Annotated in this window: 11 protein-coding genes and 1 pseudogene; 6 read left to right on the forward strand and 6 right to left on the reverse strand. The window is 68.2% G+C overall.

Going from position 1 to position 13,816, the window contains the following annotated elements:
- Nucleotides 1–10: 10 nt before the first annotated feature.
- A complete protein-coding gene (locus ACFRAQ_RS17030; protein ID WP_379100446.1) occupies nucleotides 11–844 on the forward strand; it encodes a DUF72 domain-containing protein in 834 nt (277 codons plus the stop codon).
- A 54-nt stretch (nucleotides 845–898) separates the two neighbouring features.
- On the opposite strand, the gene ACFRAQ_RS17035 is transcribed toward ACFRAQ_RS17030, so the two are convergent.
- Nucleotides 899–1,897, reverse strand: a complete 999-nt coding sequence (locus ACFRAQ_RS17035) for an acyl-ACP desaturase (protein ID WP_379100448.1) — start codon at nucleotides 1,895–1,897, stop codon at nucleotides 899–901.
- 292 nt (nucleotides 1,898–2,189) lie between these two features.
- Between ACFRAQ_RS17035 and ACFRAQ_RS17040 the strand changes: the two genes are divergently transcribed.
- Nucleotides 2,190–3,434 (forward strand): KasA/KasB family beta-ketoacyl-ACP synthase, encoded by a 1,245-nt coding sequence (locus tag ACFRAQ_RS17040; RefSeq protein WP_379100450.1) that lies wholly within the window; start codon nucleotides 2,190–2,192, stop codon nucleotides 3,432–3,434.
- A gap of 109 nt (nucleotides 3,435–3,543) precedes the next feature.
- Complete coding sequence (gene fadD32 / locus ACFRAQ_RS17045; protein ID WP_379100452.1) at nucleotides 3,544–5,424, forward strand: long-chain-fatty-acid--AMP ligase FadD32; 1,881 nt, start codon at nucleotides 3,544–3,546, stop codon at nucleotides 5,422–5,424.
- Between the two features lie 63 nt (nucleotides 5,425–5,487).
- On the opposite strand, the gene ACFRAQ_RS17050 is transcribed toward fadD32, so the two are convergent.
- Nucleotides 5,488–6,057, reverse strand: a complete 570-nt coding sequence (locus ACFRAQ_RS17050) for an NADPH-dependent FMN reductase (protein ID WP_379100454.1) — start codon at nucleotides 6,055–6,057, stop codon at nucleotides 5,488–5,490.
- Between the two features lie 223 nt (nucleotides 6,058–6,280).
- Between ACFRAQ_RS17050 and ACFRAQ_RS17055 the strand changes: the two genes are divergently transcribed.
- The gene (locus tag ACFRAQ_RS17055) at nucleotides 6,281–7,423 is read left to right on the forward strand and encodes a lipase family protein (RefSeq protein ID WP_379100456.1); all 1,143 of its coding nucleotides are present in this window, start codon (nucleotides 6,281–6,283) and stop codon (nucleotides 7,421–7,423) included.
- 60 nt (nucleotides 7,424–7,483) lie between these two features.
- Here ACFRAQ_RS17055 and ACFRAQ_RS17060 read toward each other — a convergent pair.
- Together ACFRAQ_RS17060 and ACFRAQ_RS17065 are read right to left on the reverse strand one after the other, a co-directional pair.
- Nucleotides 7,484–8,545 (reverse strand): annotated as a pseudogene (locus ACFRAQ_RS17060) (YeiH family protein); the annotation flags it as partial.
- 94 nt (nucleotides 8,546–8,639) lie between these two features.
- The gene (locus ACFRAQ_RS17065) at nucleotides 8,640–8,792 is read right to left on the reverse strand and encodes a hypothetical protein (protein WP_379100458.1); all 153 of its coding nucleotides are present in this window, start codon (nucleotides 8,790–8,792) and stop codon (nucleotides 8,640–8,642) included.
- Nucleotides 8,793–8,942: 150 nt separating this feature from the next.
- Here ACFRAQ_RS17065 and ACFRAQ_RS17070 point away from each other — a divergent pair, with 150 nt between their 5' ends.
- Nucleotides 8,943–10,667, forward strand: coding sequence for a GMC family oxidoreductase N-terminal domain-containing protein (locus tag ACFRAQ_RS17070; protein WP_379100460.1), 1,725 nt, complete (start codon nucleotides 8,943–8,945; stop codon nucleotides 10,665–10,667).
- 71 nt (nucleotides 10,668–10,738) lie between these two features.
- On the opposite strand, the gene ACFRAQ_RS17075 is transcribed toward ACFRAQ_RS17070, so the two are convergent.
- Together ACFRAQ_RS17075 and ACFRAQ_RS17080 are read right to left on the reverse strand one after the other, a co-directional pair.
- Nucleotides 10,739–11,716 carry an NAD(P)H-dependent flavin oxidoreductase gene (locus tag ACFRAQ_RS17075; RefSeq protein ID WP_379100462.1) on the reverse strand — a complete coding sequence of 326 codons (978 nt, stop codon included), beginning with the start codon at nucleotides 11,714–11,716 and terminating at the stop codon, nucleotides 10,739–10,741.
- Nucleotides 11,717–11,799: 83 nt separating this feature from the next.
- On the reverse strand, nucleotides 11,800–13,050 hold the full coding sequence (locus ACFRAQ_RS17080) for an oxygenase MpaB family protein (protein WP_379100464.1): 1,251 nt from the start codon (nucleotides 13,048–13,050) through the stop codon (nucleotides 11,800–11,802).
- A gap of 105 nt (nucleotides 13,051–13,155) precedes the next feature.
- Here ACFRAQ_RS17080 and ACFRAQ_RS17085 point away from each other — a divergent pair, with 105 nt between their 5' ends.
- Nucleotides 13,156–13,803 carry a TetR/AcrR family transcriptional regulator gene (locus ACFRAQ_RS17085; RefSeq protein ID WP_379100466.1) on the forward strand — a complete coding sequence of 216 codons (648 nt, stop codon included), beginning with the start codon at nucleotides 13,156–13,158 and terminating at the stop codon, nucleotides 13,801–13,803.
- Nucleotides 13,804–13,816 lie beyond the last annotated feature (13 nt).

Genomic DNA, 13,816 nt, shown 5'->3' on the forward strand with positions numbered 1-13,816 from the left:
CGTGGCAGGTATGCGGCTCTACGTCGGTTGCGCAATGTGGACACACCCGGACTGGCAGGAGAAGCCGATACCCCCGGTCGAACGCCTGCGCAACTACTCCTCCTGGTGCAACGCGGTGGAGGGCAACACCACCTTCTACGCCGTCCCGCAGCGCCGCACCGTCGAGTCCTGGGCCCGGCAGACCGATCCCGCCTTCCGGTTCGTCATGAAGCTGCCCCGCACCATCACCCACGACCGTCGCCTCACCGGCGTGGACGACGAGATGTCGGGCTTCCTCGACGCCATCGAACCACTGGGCCGCCGCCTGCACGCGCTGTGGATCCAGCTGCCGGGCTCGTTCACCAACCTGACCGCACTGGCCGACCTGCTCCAGGCCATCCCGTCCCACCACCGCTGCGCCGTGGAGGTGCGCCACCCGGCCTTCTTCGAGAACCCGCGCGCCACAGCGCAACTCGAAGCGGTGCTGAACGCGGCCGGGGCCGAGTGGATACCCTTCGACACCACCGTGCTGTTCGCCGCCCCGCCCACCAGCGCCGCCGAGTACGAGGCGTCGTCGAAGAAGCCGGCCAACCCCCGCCGCACCCGCGCGCTCACCGAGTTCCCGATCGTCCGCTATCACGGCCGCGACGACATCGCCGCCACCGTGGCGGGCTGGCAGCCGTGGATCGACACCACCGTCGACTGGCTGCGGGAAGGTCGTTCCCCCACGGTGTTCATCCACACGCCGGACAACGCGGCCTCCCGCACCCTGGCCCGCCGCTTCCACGCCGAGGTGGCCGCGCGCGTGCCCGACCTGGAGCCCCTGCCCACCCCCGAACCCACCGATCCGATGACCCTGTTCTGACGCGCCGGCGGCGCGCGGTGGATGTCGTCCAGCCACCGCGCGCCGCCGGGGGATTCAGCCGATCAGCAGGGGCGGGGTGCCGGTGCGCCGGGCCTCGCGGGCCAGAGCCTTGTCCCGCTGTTCCTCGAACCGGACCACGTCCTTCTGGAGCTTGTCCAGGTACATCCCGACCTCGTTGCGGCGGCGGTCGCCCTCGGGCCCGAAGTCGTTGCGCTCGAAGATGTTCCACTTCTTGAGGTTGGGCAGCAGCACCTCCTCCAGGTGCTGGCGCAGATCGTAGATGCCGTGCTTGGCCATCAGCACTCCGTTGCGGCGGAAGTTGGGCATCCCCAGGCCGGGCATCTGGAAGCGGAGCACAACATTGGCGATGGCGTCCATGGCCTGGTCCGGCGAGAGGTCCAGGGCCGCGGCGCACATGTTGCGGTAGAAGATCATGTGCAGGTTCTCGTCGGCGGCGATGCGCTGCAGCATGCGGTCCGCGATGGGGTCGTCGCACGCTTTGCCGGTATTGCGGTGCGACACGCGCGTCGCCAATTCCTGGAATGTCACATAGGCGACCGAATGCATGAATCCGGCGTCGGCGGGCACGTAGTCGGTCCCGGCGTGTTTCTTGATCAGCTGGGCGGCGTTGTAGCCGCTCGTCATGTGCGTCATCCGCGCCTGCTCCAGCGCCACCGGATCCACGCCCCGGGTGACCACCAGGTAGTCCCGGATCACGATGCCGTGCCGGTTCTCCTCGGCGGTCCAGCGGCCCACCCAGGTGCCCCAGGGACCGTCCTGAGAGAAGTTCTCGGCGATTTCCCGGTGATAGCTGGGCAGATTGTCCTCGGTGAGAAGATTGGTGATCATCGCGGCCTTGGCGACTTCGCTGAGAGTCGACTGATCCGGCTGCCAGTCCGTGCCATCCATAGCTGCGAAGTTGCGGCCCCGGTCCCACGGGACGTAGTCGTGGGGGTGCCAGTCCTTGGCCATCGATAGATGGCGGTTCACGTTCTGCTCGGCAATCGGTTCCAGCTCGAGGAGCAGCTCCAACTGCGTGAGACTCCTGGCCACGATCGTATGCCCTCCCTTGAAATGGCTCGGCACTGCGGGAATGATGCTCGGGAGATCCGGCGATCGGCCGCCGCGTCGAGAGGGACCCTGGGATTGAGAAGGGATGCCCGCGTGTCGCTTATTGGGACTGGTCGGCTTCGCCTCGGATAATCTAGCCCAGTTCGCCAAAGATTGTCCTCATCACCCGCCGGAGTCTCTACAGCCGGGCCCGCTCGTCAGTTTCCACCTGCCCTTGACAGCCCACGCGGATCGACACTCGGTTCGCCGAAGCATTGCTACGGAGAGTGTGAACATGCAGACGCCCAACCGCCGGAAATACCCCAGTGTCGTCGTCACTTCGCTGGCAGCGACCACCTCGATCGCGGGAGACGTCGACTCGACGTGGAAGGGGCTACTCAACGGCGAGAGCGGGATCGACGTCCTCGAGGACAGCTTCCTCGACGACTTCGGCCTCCCCGTCCGAATCGGCGGGCACCTCAAGGTGTCGCCCACCGACCAGTTGTCCAAGGCGGAGGCCCGGCGCCTGTCCTACGTCGAGCAGATGGCGATGGTGCTGGCTCGCGAGGTCTGGGCCAACGCCGGATCCCCGCAGGTCGACCAGGATCGCCTCGCGGTGTCCATCGGCACCGGACTGGGCGGCGCGGAGATGCTCATCACCACCCGGGACAAGCTGGTCAACGGCGGTTACCGGAAGGTGTTGCCGCACACCGTGCAAGCCGTCATGCCGAACGGCGCGGCCGCCTGCGTGGGTGTCGAACTGGGTGCGAGGGCCGGTGTGTCAACGCCTGTTTCGGCTTGTTCGTCCGGTTCGGAGGCGATCGCGAATGCCTGGCGCACGGTCGTCATGGGTGATGCCGACATGGTGGTCACCGGCGGCGTCGAAGGTTCCATCCAGGCGCTGCCCATCGCGGGGTTCTCCATGATGCGCGCCATGAGCACCCGCAACCACGACCCCAAGGGCGCCTCCCGCCCCTTCGACATGGAGCGCGACGGTTTCGTCTTCGGCGAGGCCGGGGCGCTCATGGTGATCGAGACCGAGGAGCACGCCAAGGCGCGCGGGGCCACCATCCACGCCCGCATCATGGGCGCGGGCATCACCTCGGACGGCTTCCACCTGGTCGCTCCCGATCCGGAGGGCACCGGCGCCGCCCGCGCCATGAGCCGCGCCATGGAGTTCGCGGGCCTGGCCAAATCCGATGTCACGCACATCAATGCGCATGCCACCGCCACACCGATCGGGGATACCGCGGAGGCCAACGCGATTCGGCAAGCAGTCGGCAATCATGCCGCGGTGTACGCGCCCAAGTCCGCGCTCGGACATTCGATCGGCGCGGTCGGTGCGCTGGAGTCGGTCATCACCGTGCTCAGCGTGCGGGACGGAATCATCCCTCCCACACTGAATCTGGAGAACCAGGACCCGGAGATCGACCTCGACGTGGTGAAGGGCCAGGCCCGGCCGGGGCGCTACGACTACGCGCTCAACAACTCCTTCGGCTTCGGCGGGCACAACGTCGCCATCGCTTTCGGCAGGTACTGACCCTCTGCTAGAGTCCCGAAGCCCCCAGCTACATTCGGGCTTTCGTGTCGATCTTTGTTCGGTGTCACTGCGCGGTTCTGACGGACCGCGAGCTGAAAAAGGATAGGGAATGATCGGCGAGACCTTCGATGACTATCTGGACGAGCACGGCCACATCAAGATCCCTGACAACCAGACCATGGTCGACCTGGTCGACAAACATGCCGCGGCCAACGGGGACGAGCTCGCCTACCGCTATATCGACTATTCGCGTGAACGCGACGGCGAGTACCACGACATCACGTGGAACCGCTTCGGCGTCCGGCTGCGCGCGGTAGCCGCCCGGCTGCAACAGGTCACGCAGCCGGGGGACCGCGTCGCCATCCTCGCGCCGCAGGGTCTGGACTACATCGTGGCCATGTACGCCTCGGTGTACGCCGGCAATATCGCGGTGCCGCTCTTCGATCCGGACGAGCAGGGCCACACCGACCGGCTCTACGCCGTGCTCGAGGACTGCAAGCCCGCGGCCATCCTGACCATCGGCTCGGCCGCGGCCGGAGTGCGCGAGATCTTCAAACACCTGCCGGCACCGCAACGTCCGCGCATCATCGCGGTCGAGGCCATCCCGGACGGGGTGGGGGAGAGCTGGGTCCGTCCGGACCTGCAGATGGACGATGTCGCCTACCTGCAGTACACCTCGGGCTCGACCCGGATCCCGGCCGGTGTCGAGATCACCCACCGGGCGGTCGGCACCAACCTGCTGCAGATGATCGACGCCATCGGCATCACCGAGAAGGCGCGCGGCGTCACCTGGCTGCCGCTGTTCCACGACATGGGGCTGCTGACCGTCATCCTACCCACCCTGGGCGGCAAGTACATCACCATCATGTCGCCCAGCGCCTTCGTGCGCCGGCCGCACCGCTGGATCAAGGAGCTGGCCGCCCAGGAGGACGGCGCCGAGATCTTCGCCGCCGCACCCAATTTCGCCTTCGAACACGCGGCGGCGCGCGGATTGCCCAAGCCCGGTGAGGAATTGGACCTGTCCAATGTCATCGGCCTGATCAACGGCAGCGAGCCGGTGTCGGTGACCTCCATGCGGAAGTTCAACGAGGCCTTCGCCCCCTACGGCCTGCCCAAGACCGCCATCAAGCCCTGCTACGGGATGGCCGAGGCCACCCTGTTCGTCTCCGCCACCAAGCGCGAGGACGAGGCCCGCACGGTCTGGGTGGACCGCACCAAGCTCAATGCCGGATGCATGGTCGAGGTCGACGAGCACGCGGAAAACGCGGTGGCCCAGGTGTCCTGCGGGTATGTGGCGCTCTCGCAGTGGGCGGCCATCGTGGATCCGGAGACGGGCGCGGAGAAGCCCGACGGCGAGGTCGGCGAGATCTGGCTGCACGGCGCCAATATCGGCCGCGGCTACTGGGGGCGTCCCCAGGAGAGCGAGGCCACCTTCCACAACCGGATCGTCGCCCGGCAGCCCGAGAGCCACGCCGAAGGCGCCGAGCCGGAGGCGAACTGGATGCGCACCGGCGATTTCGGCGCCTACTACGACGGCGAGCTCTTCATCACCGGCCGCGTCAAGGACCTGGTCATCGTGGACGGGCGCAATCACTACCCGCAGGATCTGGAGTACTCCGCCCAGGAATCCACCACCGCGCTGCGGCCCGGCTTCGTGGCCGCCTTCTCGGTCGCCGGCGACCAGCTGCCCGACCAGGTGGTCACGGTCAACGGCTCGGAACCGGCCACCGGCGCCGAGCAACTGGTCATCGTGGCCGAACGCGGAACCGGCGCGGCCAAACTCGATCCGGAGCCGATCACCGAGACCGTCCGGGCGGCCATCGCCAAGCGGCACGGCGTGACCGTCCGAGACCTGCTGCTGGTGCCCGCGGGGTCCATTCCTCGCACCTCCAGCGGCAAGATCGCGCGCCGCGCGTGCAAGGCGGCCTATCTGGAAGGCACCCTCCGGGGCGGCCATCGCCAGCAGGCCTTCCCCGACCACGTCGACTGAGCCCGGCGCGCATCGCCGAGGGGCACACCGGTGGTGGTGTGCCCCTGGGCGTTTCCGGGACGTTCAGGTGTCGAGCCGGACCGCGGTCGCGGGCTCGGCGGGGCGGGCCGCGTGTTCGGCCAGGGCGCGGGCGGCGGTGTTGAGGCGGGCGCGGGCCTCGGCGTCGGCGACGAATCCGTCCGGTCCGACGGCGCTCTGCAGAACCGTGATCCGGCCGCACGCCGCTTCGACCAATTCGGCCCCGACATACCCGAGCACCGTGCGCAGCGTCGCCACCGCCGCGTCGCCGCGGCCCTCGTAGGCGACGTTCACGTAGGCGACCGGCTTGTCGCTGAGATCGGCATTGCCGACCGTCCACTCCAGCAGGTTCTTCAGGCTGCCGGGGATCATGCCCGCGTATTCGGGGGTGCAGAACAGCACCGCGTCGGCCTCGGCGAGCCGGCGGTGCAGGGCCTCGACCACGGGCGGCTCGGGATCGGCGCCGGGCACGAAGGCGGGCAGGTCGAGCAGGCCCTCGTATCGGACGGCCACGAAATCGGACCCGGCGTCGGCGGCGATGGTGCGCAGCGCGGCGGTATTGGTCGAGGCCTCACGGGTGCTGCCGGAGACCAGCAGGATGCGCGGAATGGTCACAGCTTCGGCAACCCGCGGCGGGGCTGGAGTATTTCGGGTGATCTGGACGCTTGTCTCGTATGCGCCGTCCCACCGACTGGGAGTTGTTGTGACAAGAGGTGTCGCCATCTCCCATAGTGGGTATGGTTTCGATCAGCCGGACTGTCCGGGACAGCTGATGCCCCTCGGATCCGGTTGTGCGACAACTGCATAACGCGAGTTAGTGCAAGAAGGGCAGGCAACGATGACTGCGAACACCAACCGCCTCGATGAGGCGGCGGTCGGTGCGTTCGGACCCGGCAGACTGCTGGGCGCCGAACCGATGACGGCGAGAATGCTGCCCGGACTGAAACTGCCCGCGCGCGCCTGGCGCGTCAGCTACACCTCGACCACCGCCACCGGAGCTCCGACGCAGGTCAGCGGCACCGTCCTGGTTCCCAACACGCCGTGGCGCGGTCCCGGCCCCCGTCCGCTCGTCGGCTACGCGGTCGGCACCCAGGGGCTGGCGAGCACGGTCGCCGCCGCCTCCTGGCAGTTGCGTTTCGGCGTCGAATACGAGTCGGTCTTCCTGCGTGTCGCCCTGAATCGCGGCTGGGCGCTGGCCGTCACCGACTATCCCGGGCTCGGCAATCCCGGTCTGCATCCGTATGTCATGGGCCGTGCCCTCGGCCCCGCCGTGCTGGACAGCATTCGCGCCGCGCGGCACGTGGCCGGAGCGGACCTGGATCCTGACGGTCCGGTCGGTATCTACGGCTACTCCGAGGGCGGCAACGCCGCCGGCTGGGCCCTGCAGCTGGCGCCCACCTACGCCCCCGAGCTGCGGATCGCGGGCGGGGCGGTCGGCTCGGCCCCCGCCGACATGCTCGACATGGTGAAGTTCCTCGACGGCACGCCCGCCGCGTTCCTCCTCTTCTACGGCGTCCTCGGCATCGAGGCCGCCTACCCGGAACTGAACGTCCTGCGGCACCTCAACACCCAGGGCCGCGCCCTGGCCGCGCTGTTCCGCCGCACCCACATCGCCGCCGCCGGCCTGCTCGGCGTCGGCGCGGGCCTGCTGGTCCCGACCCGCGTCTCCACCTACTGCCACCGCCTGCCCTTCGAGGTGCCCGAGGTGAAGGCCCGGCTGCTGGAGAACCGGCTCGGCGGGATCGCGCCCACCGCACCGGTTCTGGTCGCGGGCGGCACCGCCGAGCAGGTCATCCCGTATCCGCAGGCCGTGCGACTGGCGGAGGACTGGACGGCGCTCGGCGCGGACGTCACCATGCGAACCCTGAAGGGCCGTGAGCACATCGGCGGCGCGATGGCCTTCGCCGGACCGGCCATGCGCTTCCTGTCCGAGCGGCTCGCCGAAGACGCCGCTGCCCCCGCTCTGCAACGCGGCGCGTAATCCACGACAGACGAAGGGCCGGGATCCGAATCGGATCCCGGCCCTTCGTCATCTCCGATCTCAGCCGGCGACACCCCAGTGCAGGACGCGCGAGGTGAACAGCACCAGCCCCAGCGACACCACCGCGACCGTCACCAGCCCGACCACCGCGACCACGAGCGGCCGCCAGCCGGTCCGGGCCAGTTCACGAATATTGGTGTTCAACCCGACGCCCGCGAACGTCAGCAGGAACGCCCACCGAGACACATTGGCCAGGTTGGTCGTCTGCTGCTTGGACAGCCAGTGGAAGGTGGCCACCGCCGACACCGCCAGGAAGCCCAGCACGAACTTCGGGAACTTGGACCACACGAATTCCGCCTTTGCCCGCAGTCCCGGCGCGATCGCGTCGGCCTCACCCCGCGCGGCCCAGTACGCCGCGAACCCCAGCACCACGAACCCGATCAGCGCGTTCCGTGTCGACTTCACCAGCACCGCGACCTTGCCCGCCTCATCGGAGAACAGGTACCCGGTGGCCGTGGTCTCGGCCGTATTGTCCACCGCCAGACCGGCCCACAACCCGAACTCGTGATCGCTGAGCCCGATCGCGTGCCCGAGCGGCGGCAGCGCGAACAGCGCCACCGCGCCGAGCGCCAGAATCGCCGCAATGGCATAACCGACCTCGGAGTTCCGCGCCCGAATGGCGCCCTTCCCCGCGATGATCGCCGACACCCCGCAAATCGAGGTGCCGATGGCCAACAGCGACCCGAGCTTCCCGGACAGCCCCAGCCACCGCGCCACCGCGAGAATGATCGCCCCCGACACCGTCATATCGATCAGGATCTGCAGAAAACTGGTCCCACCCAGCTTCGCCACATCCCCGAGCACGAACCGCGACCCCAACGCCACGATCCCGATCTTGAGCCAGAACTCGTACGTCCCCACCCCGGGCCGGAAGATCGGATGCAGCCCAACGGTATTGGTGATGACCAGCCCGATCAGAATGGCCCACAGCACGTACTCGATATCGGGAACAGTCCAATGCTGGTGCTTGGCGGCGCTGTTCCACCAGATCTGCGCATACTTCCCGAGCACGCCGACCGCGACGAGCAGCAGCACGCCCGGGACGTAACCGAGCAGCCGCGCGAGCGTGAGCGGCCCCGAAGGCTGATCGAATTCGTCCGCGACAGAACCGGATCGGACCTTGTCACCGGTGTCGACAGTGGTGTCACTCATCCCGTCACCACGGAATCTTCGGCAGCACGCCGAGTACGGCGAGCGCGACCACCACGCCCGACACGATCACGGACCACCAGTCGGCCCCGAGCCGCCCGAGGGCATCGAGCCTCGACGGCGGGGGAGTGGGACTGTTCACCAGGAACCTCCAGGTCATAACGCGGTACAGCGTCGTGAACTATGAGCCCACCGGAGGTTTTCGGACACCATTGCACTCGCCTTGATTCCAGCCCTTGTGGCCGAAAGTGTTGATTTTGTGGCCGTCGGTCTGTCATGTCGTCATATCCGCTGGTCGTAGCGTCGGGGTATGCGATTCGACTACGACGTCATCGTGATCGGCTCCGGATTCGGAGGCAGCGTGAGTGCGCTGCGGCTGACCGAGAAGGGCTACCGCGTCGGCGTGATGGAGGCTGGGCGGCGGTTCGCCGACGACGAGTTCGCGCGGACCTCGTGGCGGGTGCGGCGCTATCTGTGGGCTCCGGCTCTGGGCTGCTTCGGCATTCAACGGCTGACGCTGCTGAAGGACACCTTCATCATGGCGGGCGCGGGTGTCGGCGGCGGTTCGCTGGTCTACGCCAACACCCTCTACGAGCCGCCGGACAAGTTCTACGCCGACCGCCAGTGGGGCCACATCACCGATTGGAAGGCCGAGCTGGCCCCGCACTACGACCAGGCCAAACGGATGCTGGGCGTCACCGAGAACCCCGCGACCACCCCGGCCGATCGCGTACTGCGCGACGTGGCCGAGGAAATGGGTATCGAGGACACCTATCAGCGGACGCCGGTCGGCGTCTTCTTCGGTGGTCCGGGCCGCCGTCCCGGTGAGGATGTGCCCGACCCGTTCTTCGGCGGCGCGGGACCCGATCGCCGCACCTGCACCCATTGCGGCGAGTGCATGACCGGCTGCCGCCACAACGCCAAGAACACCCTGGTCAAGAACTACCTGTACCTGGCCGAAAAGGCCGGCGCCACGGTGCATCCGCTGACCACGGTCACCGACGTGCGGCCGCTGTCCGGCGCGGGTTACGCCGTGACGACCACCCGGACCGGCCGCTGGGTGCGCACGCGGCGGCACGAGTTCACCGCCGAGCAGGTCGTTTTCGCGGCCGCGTCGCTCGGCACCCAGAAGCTGCTGCACCGCCTGCGTGACCGCGGTTCGCTGCCGGGCGTCTCGGACCGGCTGGGCGAGCTGTCGCGCACGAATTCCGAAGAGCTGCTGGCGGTTCGCAGTCGCGACCGCGCCAGTGACTTCACCAAGGGGGTGGCCATCACGTCATCCATCCACCCCGACCCCGACACCCACGTCGAGCCGGTCCGCTACGGCAAGGGCAGCAATGCCATGTCGCCGATGACCACCGCCATGGTCAGCGGCGACGGCCCCCGCTGGCGTGGCTGGCTGCGCGCCCTCGCCCGCAACCGACGCGATCTGATCCGCATCCACAACCCCCGCCACTGGTCCGAACAGACCCTGGGCCTGCTGGTCATGCAGTCGGTGGACAACTCCATCACCACCTACACCAAGCGCGGCGTGTTCGGTCGCACCATGACCACCAGACAGGGTGCGGGCCAACCCAATCCGGACTGGATTCCCTCCGGCCACGAGGTGGCCCGCTGCATCGCGGACAAGATCGACGGCGTTCCCACGGCGGCCACCAGCAGCAGCATCTTCAACATCCCCATGACGGGCCACTTCATCGGCGGTTGCGTCATCGGCGACTCCCCGTCCACCGGTGTCGTGGACGCCTACCACCGCCTCTACGGCCACCCGGGTCTGCACGTGGTCGACGGCTCCACCATCTCGGCGAACCTCGGCGTCAACCCGTCGCTCACCATCACCGCCCAGGCCGAACGCGCGATCTCCTTGTGGCCCAACAAGGGTGAGCCCGATCCCCGCCCGGAGCCGGGTGCGGCCTATCGGCGGATCGCCCCGACCGCGCCCCGTAGTCCCGTGGTTCCGCCCACGGCCCCCGCCGCGTTGCGTCTGCCGATCGTGGAGATCAAGATTCCCCGGGTCGACGTGCCGGGGGTGTAGCTTCCGGGAAGCGAGAGTTCCGGAAAACACGAAGGGCGGGCGCGAAACATGCGCCCGCCCTTCGTATTCGATCAGAGCGCCAGCAGACGCGCCTTGGCTTCGTCGTACTCCCGGATCAGCCGCTCGACCAGGTCGGCGGCCGGGAGGACCGCGTCGACCGCGCCGATACCCTGGCCCGAGCCCCAGATGTCCTTCCACGGCTTGGCGCCGGGCGCGGTCGAATCCGATTCGCCGGTGCCGAAATCCATGGCAGACGGGTCGGACTGGCCCAGGTTGTCGGGGTCCATGCCCGCCGCGGTGATGCTGCCGCGCAGGTAGTTGCCGTGGACGCCGGTGAACAGGTTGGAGTAGACGATGTCGCCCGCGGCGGAGTCGACGATCATCTGCTTGTAGCCGGGGACGGCATTGGCCTCGTCGGTGGCGATGAAGGCCGACCCGATGTAGGCCAGGTCCGCGCCCGCGGCCTGCGCGGCCAGGATGGACCGGCCGTGCGCGATGGAACCCGACAGCAGCAGCGGCCCGTCGAACCAGTCCCGGATCTCCTGGACCAGCGCGAACGGCGATTGCGGCCCGGCGTGCCCGCCCGCGCCCGCCGCCACCGCGATCAGGCCGTCCGCACCGCGCTCGACGGCCTTGTGCGCGAACACATTGTTGATGATGTCGTGCAGCACGATGCCGCCGTAGGAGTGCACGGCCTCGTTCACGTCGGGCCGCGCGCCCAGCGAGGTGATGACGATCGGCACCCGGTGCTCGACCACCGTGGCCAGGTCCTCTTCCAGCCGGTCATTGCTCTTGTGCACGATCAGGTTCACCGCGTAGGGCGCGGACGGCCGGTCCGGATTGTCGGCGTCGTGCTTGGCGAGTTCCTCGTTGATCCGCACCAGCCACTCCTTGAAGAGCGACTGCGGGCGCGCGTTCAGCGACGGGAACGAACCCACGATGCCGGCCTTGGACTGGGCGATCACCAGTTCGGGCCCGGACACGATGAACATGGGGGAGGCGACCGCGGGCAGGCGCAGGCGCTCGGACAGGATGGGCGGCAGACTCATGGATGAACAACTCTCGTAGCTCTCAGGGGCTTCCCCTGAAACCCCTTGTCGACCCCGCGTATGTTACTAGTCGGTAAGAAGGATCAGGCGGCGCGGGTTTCGGCCAGGCGGTCGTGGCGGGCGTAGCTGTGGTCGGGACGGTTCGCCCGCACGATCCGGGCATGCATGCGCTCGGTGATCCGGCGGCCCACGGTCTCGCTGAGCCGGGTCGCGCCCGGAATGATCCGGCGCGAAACCTCCAGCGCCCCATTGATCCCCGCGGTGGCGAAGACGGCCGCCATGAAGAAACGGCTGCGCGGCATCTCCAGGAAGTCGGCATTGGTGCGGCCCACCATGATCCGGCCGTAGGACGCGGCGTAGAGGGTGTAGGCCCGGCTGAACAGCCGCGAGCGCAGGTCATGGCCGTCGAACCCGTAGATGCTGCCGAGCGCCGAGATGAGCGCCTTGGACAGTGCGCGCGAATCCTCGTCGGGCAGGAATTCGTAGTCGGCCTGCAGCCACAGCAGCCGCCAGGTGTCGGTCTCGTCGGCGGGCACGACCTCCGGGTCGAGTCCGATGAGGTGGCCGACGTAGCGCCACAGGTGGTAGACGGCCGCTTTCTCCTTGCGGGAGAACGTGAGTCCGACGGTATTGCAGCCCGCGATGGTGGCCAGCGAGAACAGCATGAGGGTGCCCGCGGTCAGCGACTGGTTCACCGGCTCGTCCCACTGTTCGTAGTCCCAGTCGGGTCGCTGCTTCATTCCGGCGCGGACCTGCGCGTGCATGATGCGCACCCGCACCGTGTTCTTGAACCCGGGCGCGAACCGCTCGAGCCCGCCGCGCGCGGTGGCGTCCATCCACCAGCCCACGGTCTCGGCCACCCGGCGCGGGGCCATGTTCCGCGCGGACAGGCCGCCGGTGCCGATCAGCACCTTGCCGGCCCGTGAGGCCAGGTAGCCGCCATTGAGCGCGAACATGGACAGGGCCAGATTGGTCGCCCACGGCCCGACCCGGCCGCTGACCCGGGCGGCGCGGTCGAGCTTGTCCTGGTCGAGCCAGAACGGCAGCGAATCGAGTTGCGCGAAAAGGGCTTTCAGTTCGGCGGGTGCCTCGGGCACCTGGTCGATACCGCGTTCCAGGGCCGTCTCGAACATGGCCCGGCCCTGTCCGGTGGGCAGTCGTTTGAACATGGCGACCACGTCGTCGGCCAGCGGATCGCCCATGGCGGTGAATTTCCGGTACGCCGCCTGCTGTTCGGGGGTGGGCCGGATATCGCCGGGGCCGAGAACCTTGACCCCGAAGTTGAAGGGGAACTCCCGGAAGATCACCGGATCGGGCAACTCGGAACGCGTCATTGCGTGCCTCCTGGGGGCGCTCAGTTTCTGGTGAAGGATGTCACCAGAACTTTGGTGATAGTCTTCACCAAACCGTGGGGGCATGGCAAGAGACAGGGCGAAACCGTGGAAACACCTCGTGGGCGCTACGCCGGGCTCAGCGCGGACGAACGCCGGAACCAGCGCCGCGAACGCCTGCGCGAGGCCGCCCTCGACGCCATCGCCGCGGAGGGCATCGCCGGTCTGAAAGTGCGCGCCCTGTGCGCCCGCGCCGGTCTGAACGACCGCTACTTCTACGAGACCTACAGCCATATCGACCGGTTGCTGTACGAACTGGCCGACGAGCAATTGGCCGAGGTCGTCGGCGCGGTCATGACCGCCATCACCACCGCGCCGGCCGACACCCGCATCCGCCTGCGCGCGGTCGTCGAGGCCGGGATCACCGCCATCGCCGACCATCCGGCCCGCCGGCGGCTCACCATCGACATGCAGCTCACCGACGAATTGCGGCATCGCAGAACCGAACTCGTGGGCGTCGTCGCGAACGTCATGCTGGACCAGGGGCGGGAACTGCTCGGCGAGGAGGCCGTCACGGGCCTGCACGCCGAACTCTCCGCCCGCACGGTCGCCCACGGCGGCCTGGAGATCCTCACCGAATGGCTGCGCGGCGAACTGGATATCGACCGCGCCCAGCTCGTCGACTTCCTGGTGGCCATGATCCTCACCGCCGCCCAGATCACCACCACCGTGCAACGCGAAATGGCCGCCGGCTGAAGACGTTCGGAGC

This window comes from Nocardia sp. NPDC056611 (assembly GCF_042792755.1).
Classification (GTDB): Bacteria; Actinomycetota; Actinomycetes; order Mycobacteriales; family Mycobacteriaceae; genus Nocardia.

Coding starts and splice junctions, on each gene's coding strand:
- ACFRAQ_RS17040 (WP_379100450.1), top strand. CDS start 2,190: ATGCAGACGCCCAACCGCCGGAAATACCCCAGTGTCGTCGTCACTTCG.
- ACFRAQ_RS17075 (WP_379100462.1), bottom strand. CDS start 11,716: ATGAGTCTGCCGCCCATCCTGTCCGAGCGCCTGCGCCTGCCCGCGGTC.
- fadD32 (WP_379100452.1), top strand. CDS start 3,544: ATGATCGGCGAGACCTTCGATGACTATCTGGACGAGCACGGCCACATC.
- ACFRAQ_RS17080 (WP_379100464.1), bottom strand. CDS start 13,050: ATGACGCGTTCCGAGTTGCCCGATCCGGTGATCTTCCGGGAGTTCCCC.
- ACFRAQ_RS17055 (WP_379100456.1), top strand. CDS start 6,281: ATGACTGCGAACACCAACCGCCTCGATGAGGCGGCGGTCGGTGCGTTC.
- ACFRAQ_RS17070 (WP_379100460.1), top strand. CDS start 8,943: ATGCGATTCGACTACGACGTCATCGTGATCGGCTCCGGATTCGGAGGC.
- ACFRAQ_RS17030 (WP_379100446.1), top strand. CDS start 11: ATGCGGCTCTACGTCGGTTGCGCAATGTGGACACACCCGGACTGGCAG.
- ACFRAQ_RS17065 (WP_379100458.1), bottom strand. CDS start 8,792: ATGACCTGGAGGTTCCTGGTGAACAGTCCCACTCCCCCGCCGTCGAGG.